10 protein-coding genes are annotated in these 7,707 nt (G+C 69.3%); 2 read left to right on the top strand and 8 right to left on the bottom strand.

Going from position 1 to position 7,707, the window contains the following annotated elements:
- The 8 genes from WBP48_RS17840 to prmC all read right to left on the bottom strand — a co-directional run.
- The coding region (locus tag WBP48_RS17840) for a F0F1 ATP synthase subunit delta (protein ID WP_424442089.1) at nucleotides 1-522 on the bottom strand (522 nt) is incomplete at its 3' end.
- On the bottom strand, nucleotides 522-1,064 hold the full coding sequence (locus tag WBP48_RS17835; protein ID WP_424442088.1) for a F0F1 ATP synthase subunit B: 543 nt from the start codon (nucleotides 1,062-1,064) through the stop codon (nucleotides 522-524). The genes WBP48_RS17835 and WBP48_RS17840, both read right to left, overlap by 1 nt.
- A 29-nt stretch (nucleotides 1,065-1,093) precedes the next feature.
- Nucleotides 1,094-1,333 carry a F0F1 ATP synthase subunit C gene (atpE, locus tag WBP48_RS17830; RefSeq protein WP_424442087.1) on the bottom strand — a complete coding sequence of 80 codons (240 nt, stop codon included), beginning with the start codon at nucleotides 1,331-1,333 and terminating at the stop codon, nucleotides 1,094-1,096.
- A 49-nt stretch (nucleotides 1,334-1,382) separates the two neighbouring features.
- Nucleotides 1,383-2,255, bottom strand: coding sequence for a F0F1 ATP synthase subunit A (gene atpB, locus WBP48_RS17825; RefSeq protein WP_424442086.1), 873 nt, complete (start codon nucleotides 2,253-2,255; stop codon nucleotides 1,383-1,385).
- Nucleotides 2,256-2,312: 57 nt separating this feature from the next.
- On the bottom strand, nucleotides 2,313-2,867 hold the full coding sequence (locus WBP48_RS17820; RefSeq protein WP_424442085.1) for a hypothetical protein: 555 nt from the start codon (nucleotides 2,865-2,867) through the stop codon (nucleotides 2,313-2,315).
- A complete protein-coding gene (locus WBP48_RS17815; RefSeq protein ID WP_424442084.1) occupies nucleotides 2,864-4,060 on the bottom strand; it encodes an MraY family glycosyltransferase in 1,197 nt (398 codons plus the stop codon). The genes WBP48_RS17820 and WBP48_RS17815 overlap by 4 nt, the downstream gene beginning before the upstream one ends.
- 13 nt (nucleotides 4,061-4,073) lie before the next feature.
- On the bottom strand, nucleotides 4,074-4,811 hold the full coding sequence (locus WBP48_RS17810; RefSeq protein ID WP_424442082.1) for an L-threonylcarbamoyladenylate synthase: 738 nt from the start codon (nucleotides 4,809-4,811) through the stop codon (nucleotides 4,074-4,076).
- 121 nt (nucleotides 4,812-4,932) lie between these two features.
- The gene (gene prmC / locus WBP48_RS17805; RefSeq protein ID WP_424442080.1) at nucleotides 4,933-5,826 is read right to left on the bottom strand and encodes a peptide chain release factor N(5)-glutamine methyltransferase; all 894 of its coding nucleotides are present in this window, start codon (nucleotides 5,824-5,826) and stop codon (nucleotides 4,933-4,935) included.
- 219 nt (nucleotides 5,827-6,045) lie between these two features.
- Here prmC and cysK point away from each other — a divergent pair, with 219 nt between their 5' ends.
- Together cysK and epsC are read left to right on the top strand one after the other, a co-directional pair.
- A complete protein-coding gene (gene cysK / locus WBP48_RS17800; protein ID WP_424442078.1) occupies nucleotides 6,046-6,984 on the top strand; it encodes a cysteine synthase A in 939 nt (312 codons plus the stop codon).
- A gap of 5 nt (nucleotides 6,985-6,989) precedes the next feature.
- A complete protein-coding gene (gene epsC / locus WBP48_RS17795; protein WP_424442076.1) occupies nucleotides 6,990-7,580 on the top strand; it encodes a serine O-acetyltransferase EpsC in 591 nt (196 codons plus the stop codon).
- The last annotated feature ends 127 nt before the right edge of the window (nucleotides 7,581-7,707 follow it).

Genomic DNA, 7,707 nt, shown 5'->3' with positions numbered 1-7,707 from the left:
CACCCGCCGCTCGCGGGGCTGCTGCACGAGCTCCGACACGATGAGCGTCGTGGCCTCGCTCGCGCGGCCACCCAGGATCGCCGCGACGAGGCCGCCCTTGGCCGACGCATCACCCAGCCGGCTGCCGAGCGCGAGCTCCAGGTCGGGGTTGGTCGCGACGACGCGGGAGACCTCGAACAGCTCCTGCTCGACGTCCACCTTGGGCGCCGCCAGCGCCGCCGCGCGGATTGCGAGTTCTTCGATGCCCGAGATGAGATCGGCCGTCGAGGACCACCGCAGGGCGACGGCGGTCGTCACGAGCCGCAGTGCAATGGGCTGCAGCGCACCGAACACCTGCCGGGCCAAGGCCGCGCGCGCTTCACCGGGCACGCCCCACGCCGAGAGCGCGCCGCTCAGCTGCGACGAGTCGCCGAGCGTCCGCGCCGCGACGAAGAGCTCCCGAGCGATGCTCACATCGTCGACGGATGCCGCGTCCAGCGCCGACACCGTCGCCGCTTGCGCCTGAGTGGTCGCGCTTCCCATTACTTCGTCTTCTCGAGGTCCGCGAGGAAGCGGTCGACGACGCTCTTGGCCTTGGCGTCGTCGGACAGCGTCTCACCGATCACACCGCCGGCGAGATCGAGCGCCAGCGTGCCGACCTCGCCACGCAGCGTCACGAGTGCCGACTGGCGCTCGGCCTCGATCTGCGTGTGGGCGGCGGCGGTGAGCCGCGAGGCCTCTGCGGAGGCGGCATCCTTCGCTTCGGCGACGATCTTCTTGCCGTCTTCGCGGGCGGCATCGCGGATCTCGCCGGCCTCTTTGCGGGCTTCGGCCAGCTGCGAGGTGTACTCCACGAGCGCGGCCTCGGCCTTGCGCTGCGCCTCGTCGGCCCTCGCGATGTTGCCCTCGATGGCGGCGGCACGCTCATCGAGCAACGTCTTCATCTTCGGCAGGGCGACCCGCCAGAAGACGAAGAGGATGATGACGAAGCAGACCGCCGACCAGATGATGTCGTACCAGGCGGGGATGAGAGGGTTCGTGTTGTGTCCCTCTTCCGCCGCGTACACGACAAGAGCGTTCAGCATCCTGTCTCCTTAAGGGCTGGTGGGCGGAATCAGTTGTAGCCGAAGATGAAGGCGGTCGCGATGCCGATGAAGGCGAGCGCCTCGGTGAAGGCGATACCGATCCACATGAGCACCTGCAGTCGGCCGGCCAGCTCGGGCTGGCGGGCGACGCCCTCGATCGTCTTGCCGACGACGATGCCCACGCCGATGGCGGGGCCGATGGCGGCGAGGCCGTAGCCGACCGTCGCGATGGAGCCGGTGACTTCGGCGAGAACCGTAGTTGCGTCCACGGGTTGTTTCCTTTCGGGGTTGGGTGGGAAAGGCGGAAGCCTCGCCCGCTCAGTGCTCTTCTGCGACCGCGAGCTGGATGTAGACCGCGGTGAGGATGGTGAAGACGTAGGCCTGGAGGACGGCCACCAGGATCTCGAACAGGGTGAAGACGAACCCGAAGGCGAGCGAGCCCGCCGCCAGTGCCGACCACCAGCCGCCCAGGGTGAAGAGGAAGAACTGCGTCGCCGAGAAGAACAGCACCAGCAGCAGGTGGCCGACCATCATGTTCATGAGCAGTCGCAACGTCAGGGTGACGGGCCGGATGACGAAGGTCGAGATGAGCTCGATCGGCGTGACGATGAAGTAGATCGGCCACGGCACGCCGGAGGGGAACAGCGAGTTCTTGAAGAAGTTCTTCGGGCTCTTCTTGATGCCCGCGTAGATGAACGTCACGTAGGCGACGACCGCCAGCAGCAGCGGAACGGCGATGATCGCGGTGCCGGCGATGTTCAGGAACGGGATCACGCCGGTGATGTTCATGAACAGGATCATGAAGAAGATCGTCGTGAGGATCGGCAGGAAGCGCTGGCCGTCCTTCTTGCCGAGCAGGTCCTCGGCGATGTTCACACGGACGAAGTCCAGGCCCATCTCGACGATGCTCTGGAACCGACCGGGAACGATGGTCATTCGGCGGGTGCCGAGCCAGAAGATCAGCACGATGGCGATCGTCGCGAGGAACTGGATCAGGTGGATCCGGTTGATGACCAGATCGCCGATGTGGAACACCGCATCCGGGAAGAACTCATTGATGGACGGGCCGTGAAATTCGCCGCCGTCTTCGGCAGCTCTGGCGATGAGGGTCGCAACGTGGGTAAACAGCGCGGGCTCCAGCTTCGGGGCGCCGGTCGAAACCGGGGCGACGATGGTCGGTGTGAGCGTCACTGCGCACGCGTTGCCCTCCTGGTATGAGGCGGCGCGAACGGGCGCAGAGAAAGACTATCAGGCGCCCGGGGTGGTTGTGTCCGCCGCGGTGTCACCCCCCGCCGCCCCCGCCTCGGCATCCCCTCCTCTCGGCGGGAGCGGCGCCCGCGCCTCGTCCACGACGTCGGCGAGGGTCGGCAGGGTGACGTCGCTCGCGTGCGGGACGCGCATGCGCAGCATGACGACGACGTCGATCACGAGCGAGGCCACGATGCTCGCGACGAGGGCGATGAAGAAGACCGTCGGGTGGAGCCAGCTCTGCCCGCGCAGCATCAGCAGCACCGCGATGAAGATGACGAACTTGAGGATCCACCCGCCCATGACCGCTCCGAAGAAGATCGGAACGTAGAGCGGGTCGTCGAACCAGCGGTTCGCGATGAGAATGCTGGCGCCGGTCAGCCCCAGAAACACCGCCGCGAGCACGATGGCGACGAGGGCGCTCCACAGCCCCGACCAGTCGGCGACGGCGAAGCCGATGAGTGCGCCGGCGACGGCGAGGATGCCGGTGGCGACGGCCGACCAGAGCAGGGTCGTGCGCAGGACGGGGGTGCTGGAGACGACGGGAGCGGTCATGACGTCCTCGGTTCGGGCTTGTGTTCAGAGGCCGGGGCGGGCGCGACGGGCGGACGCGCGGAGCGGGCCACGCGGGACTGTGGCACGAGCGTGACGACGAGGCACGCGGCGATGCCGATCACGACGTACCCCAGGCCGAACCCGTACTCGCCCGGCCAGTCCTGCGTCGTGCCGATGTACATGAGCAGCACGCCGATCGAGACGACGGCGGTCCACGCGTAGAAGACCAGCACGGCGTCGCGGTCGCTGTGTCCCATGTCGAGCATCCGGTGGTGAAGGTGCTTGCGGTCGGGCGAGAACGGCGACTGCCCCCTGCTCATGCGGCGGATGACCGCCATGCCGAAGTCGAGCAGCGGCAGGAGGACGACGACCACGGGCAGCAGGATGGGGATGTACGCGCCGAGCAGCTGCGAACGCCCGAAGACGTCGTTGTCACCGAGGAGGGTCGGGTCGAGACCGCCCGCGAAGAGGATGCCCGACGTCGCCATCAGAAGGCCCAGCAGCAATGCCCCGGAGTCGCCCATGAACAGCTTCGACGGGCTCCAGTTCAGCGGCAGGAAGCCGACGCACGCCCCGATCAGCGCCACCGCGATGAATGACGCGAGGTTGGAGTAGCTCGACGCGCCGAGATCGCGCACGACGAGGTAGCTGTAGACGAAGAAGACGAAGTTGGAGATGAGGGCGACACCCGCCACAAGTCCGTCGAGACCGTCGATGAAGTTGACGGCGTTCATGACGATGACGATCGCGAACACCGCCAGCGTGAAGCTCACCCAGCTCGAGAACACGATCTGGCCGCCGAGGGGGATGAAGAAGATCTGGACCCCGCCGATGCCGACGACGATCCCGGCGGCGAGGAACTGCGCGCCGAGTTTGATCATCCAGTCGAGGTCCCAGAGGTCGTCGGCGACGCCGACGACCACGATGAGCAGGGAAGCCCCCAGGATCGACCAGACCTGCGCCGGGTTTCCCCAGAAGATGGCGAAGTAGGGCACCTGCGACGACAGCGCGAAGGCGACGAGGATGCCGAGGAACATCGCGACCCCGCCGACGCGCGGCTTCGGGGTCTTGTGCACGTCGCGCTCCCGGATCTCCGGGTAGAGGCGGTAGCGCATGCCGATCCGCCACACCGCCCACGTCAGCGCGAGAGTTGCCGCCGCCGTGACCACGACGGTCAGGACATAGAACCTCATGGCGCGGGCGGCTTCATGCGGCGGACTCGGGGCCGGGGGCGGGGGCGCCCTCGAAGCGCGCACCGTCACCGGGAAGCGGCGCGTTCGGGTCGGCCGGGGCGAGCAGGTCGCCGAGCACATCGTCCAGCTGCGCGCGCGACACGGCACCCTCGCGCAGGATCCGCACAGGCCGGGACCCGCCGACGAGGCCGGTCGCGTCGATGATCGTCGACGCGATGCCGTGCGTCGAGGGGCCGCCGTCCAGGTATACGGCGACGCTGTCGCCGAGCATGTCCCGGGCGCCGTGGACGTCGATCGCCGCGGCGTGCCCGGTGCGGTTCGCGCTGGAGACAGCGAGGGGGCCGCACTCCTCCAGCAGTTCCAATGCGATGCGCTCGGCGGGCATGCGCACCGCGACGGTCCCGTGCGTCTCGCCGAGGTCCCACGACAGCGACGGCTGCGACGGGAGGACGATCGTGAGGCCGCCCGGCCAGTACTCCTCGACCAGCTGTTCCACGGGTCCCGGCACTTCGGCGACCAGCGCACGCATCGTCGAAAGCCCCGCGACGAGCACCGGGGGCGGCGACTGCCGACCACGGCCCTTGGCCGCCAGCAGCGCGGCGACCGCACCGGCGCTGAAGGCGTCGGCTGCGACGCCGTACACGGTGTCGGTCGGCATGACGATCAGTTCGCCGCGGCCGAGGGCCTGACGGGCCCGGCGCAGCCCCGGCAGCAGCTGCTCGGAGTCACGGCAGTCGAAGAGCTCGGACATATCCGTCACAGTCTACGGCCCGCTCCCTGCGCACCTCCTGCTCGCCGACCCGACCGCTATGGCCTGGTCGGCGAGCGTCCCAGCGGCCACGCGCGTCGGGTCGCGGACGGCGGGCGGGCAGTCAGGGGTGCAAGGCGGTGGTGGCGCGGTCGCGCATCGTCAGGTCGGGGTGGGTCGCGGTGGCCCGCCAGCCGTCGGCGGCGAGGAGCTCCCGGATGGGCTGACCCTGCCACTCGCCGTGCTCGATGACGAGTGCGCCGCCGGGGCGCAGCAGCCGCTGCCCCACCCGTGACAGCACACGGACGACATCCAGCCCGTCGTCTCCTCCGTAGAGTGCGGCCGGTGGGTCCCAGAAGCGGACCTCGGGGTCGCGCGGCACCGCGGCATCCGGTACGTACGGCGGGTTGGACACCAGTACCGACACCGTGCCGTCGAGCTCGGCGAACGCGTTCGCCAGGTCGATGAAGGCGAGCCGGGCATGCGGCGCGTGCGCGGTGAAGTTCTCCTGTGCCCAGATGAAGGCGTCGACGGAGTTCTCGGCGGCATGCACCCGGGCGTGCGGCACCTCGGTGGCCATCGCCAGTGCGATCGCCCCCGAACCGGTGCCGAGGTCGACGGCGATCGGCTCGGCATCCGCCGTCGCGCGCAACGCGTCGATCGCGAGCTGGGCGACCATCTCGGTCTCGGGTCGCGGCACGAACACACCCGGGCCGACCCGCAGCTCCAGGTGACGGAAGGGCGCCGTCCCGGTGAGGTGCTGCAACGGCTCACGCGACGCGCGGCGCTCGACGAGGCCGAGGAACGCGGCCGAGTCCGTGGGGGCGGCATCGCCACGAAGGGATGCCGCCGCCAGCGCGCCCCGGGGCATGCCGAAGACGTGGGCGGCGAGCAGTTCGGCGTCCACGTCGGGAGTCGGAACACCGGCGGCGGCGAGGCGTCGGGTCGCATCGCTGAGGAGGGTCGACAGCAACGGGACCTGGCGCGCCGGAGTTCGGGAGTCTGGCACGGAGGTCATGGGCTCCTCCACTGTAGCTTTTCAGGGGCGCTGCCGCGCCGCGGAGTGGCGGAAGCCGGGAGTGCCGGAGCGACGACGCCTTCATACGAGTCGTGATGATTCGTCACATTCCGTGCGGCGATACGCGCGGCGCCTAGGCTGGTCCCACCTGGGGATCGCGTCACCGCGTGGCCACGACGACCGCCCCCGGTTCCCACAGCCCCGCACGAAAGGCAGGCCATGTCCGGCATCCACTCCGACATCACGAGCGCGTTCGGCAACACGCCGCTCGTCAAGCTCAACCGCGTCTCCGAGGGCCTGCCCGGCACCGTGCTCGCCAAGCTCGAGTACTTCAATCCCGGTTCGAGCGTCAAGGATCGCATCGGCATCGCAATCATCGACGCCGCCGAAGCGTCGGGCGAGCTGCCGCCGGGCGGGACGATCGTGGAGGGCACGAGCGGCAACACCGGCATCGCGCTGGCGCTCGTGGGCGCGGCCCGCGGCTACAAGGTCATTCTCACGATGCCGGCCTCGATGTCGATCGAGCGCCGCCAGCTGCTGAAGCGCTTCGGCGCGGAGCTCGTGCTGACCGACCCCGCCGGTGGCATGAAGGCGGCTGTCGCGAAGGCGCAGGAGATCGTCGCGGAGACCCCCGGCGCGATCCTGGCCCGCCAGTTCGAGAACGCCGCCAACCCGGCGATCCACCGCAAGACGACTGCCGAGGAGATCTGGCGCGACACCGACGGCACCGTCGACGTGTTCGTCGCCGGCATCGGCACCGGCGGCACGATCACGGGCGTCGGTCAGGTGCTCAAGGAGCGCAAGCCCGCCGTGAAGGTCGTCGCCGTCGAGCCCACGGCATCGCCGCTGCTGTCGACGGGCACCCCGGGACCGGCGAAGATCCAGGGCATCGGCCCGAACTTCGTGCCGCCGATCCTCGACCGCGAGGTCTTCGACGAGATCGTCACCGTCGAGTTCGACGATGCCGTCGCGACGGCCCGCGACCTCGCCGCGAAGGAAGGCATCTTCGCGGGCATCTCGTCCGGGGCCGCCATCTGGGCAGGCCTCCAGATCGCGGCCCGCGAGGAGAGCGCTGGCAAGAACATCGTCGTGATCGTGCCCGACACCGGTGAGCGGTATCTGTCGACGGCGCTGTTCGACGACCTGCGCGAAGACTGAGTCGGGTGGGTCGCCATCCCGGCCGGATCGGTTTCACCGCGCGACTGCGCGAAGACCTCACCGCGGCGAAGCTCCGCGATCCGGCGGCGCGCAGCAAGGCGGAGATCGCGGTGCTGTACTCCGGACTGCACGCGATCTGGTCGTACCGCCTTGCGCACGCACTGTGGACGCGCGGTCTCCGCTTTCCGGCGCGCGCGCTGTCCCAAGTGACGCGGTGGCTCACCGGCGTCGAGATCCACCCCGGCGCGGTCATCGGCCGGCGCTTCTTCATCGACCACGGCATGGGAGTCGTCGTCGGCGAGACCGCCGAGGTGGGCGACGACGTCATGCTGTACCACGGTGTCACACTCGGTGGACAGACGAGGGATGCCGGCAAGCGCCACCCGACCCTGGGGGACGGTGTCGCCGTCGGCGCGGGCGCGAAGATCCTCGGACCGGTCGTCATCGGAGCAGGGACCGTCATCGGCGCGAATGCCGTGGTGACGCGGGACGCCCCGGAGGACTCGGTGCTCGTGGGTGTCCCCGCCAAGCCGCGACGCCGGGTCGTCGGCGAAGACTCCCGTGCCGCGCTCGCCGCCCCCGAGTACTACATCTAACTGACCCGAAAGTCTTCGTGAGGTTCAGGCTGCCAGGGGTGTGAGTTCCACGTCGTATCCGAGAGCGCGGAGTTGGCGGAGGGCGTTGGTTTTGGCGCGTTCGGGGTCGGGGGCGTAGTAGTTTGCG

Source organism: Microbacterium sp. (assembly GCF_049661145.1).
GTDB lineage: Bacteria > Actinomycetota > Actinomycetes > Actinomycetales > Microbacteriaceae > Microbacterium.
This window is presented reverse-complemented; position numbering and strand designations above follow the sequence as displayed.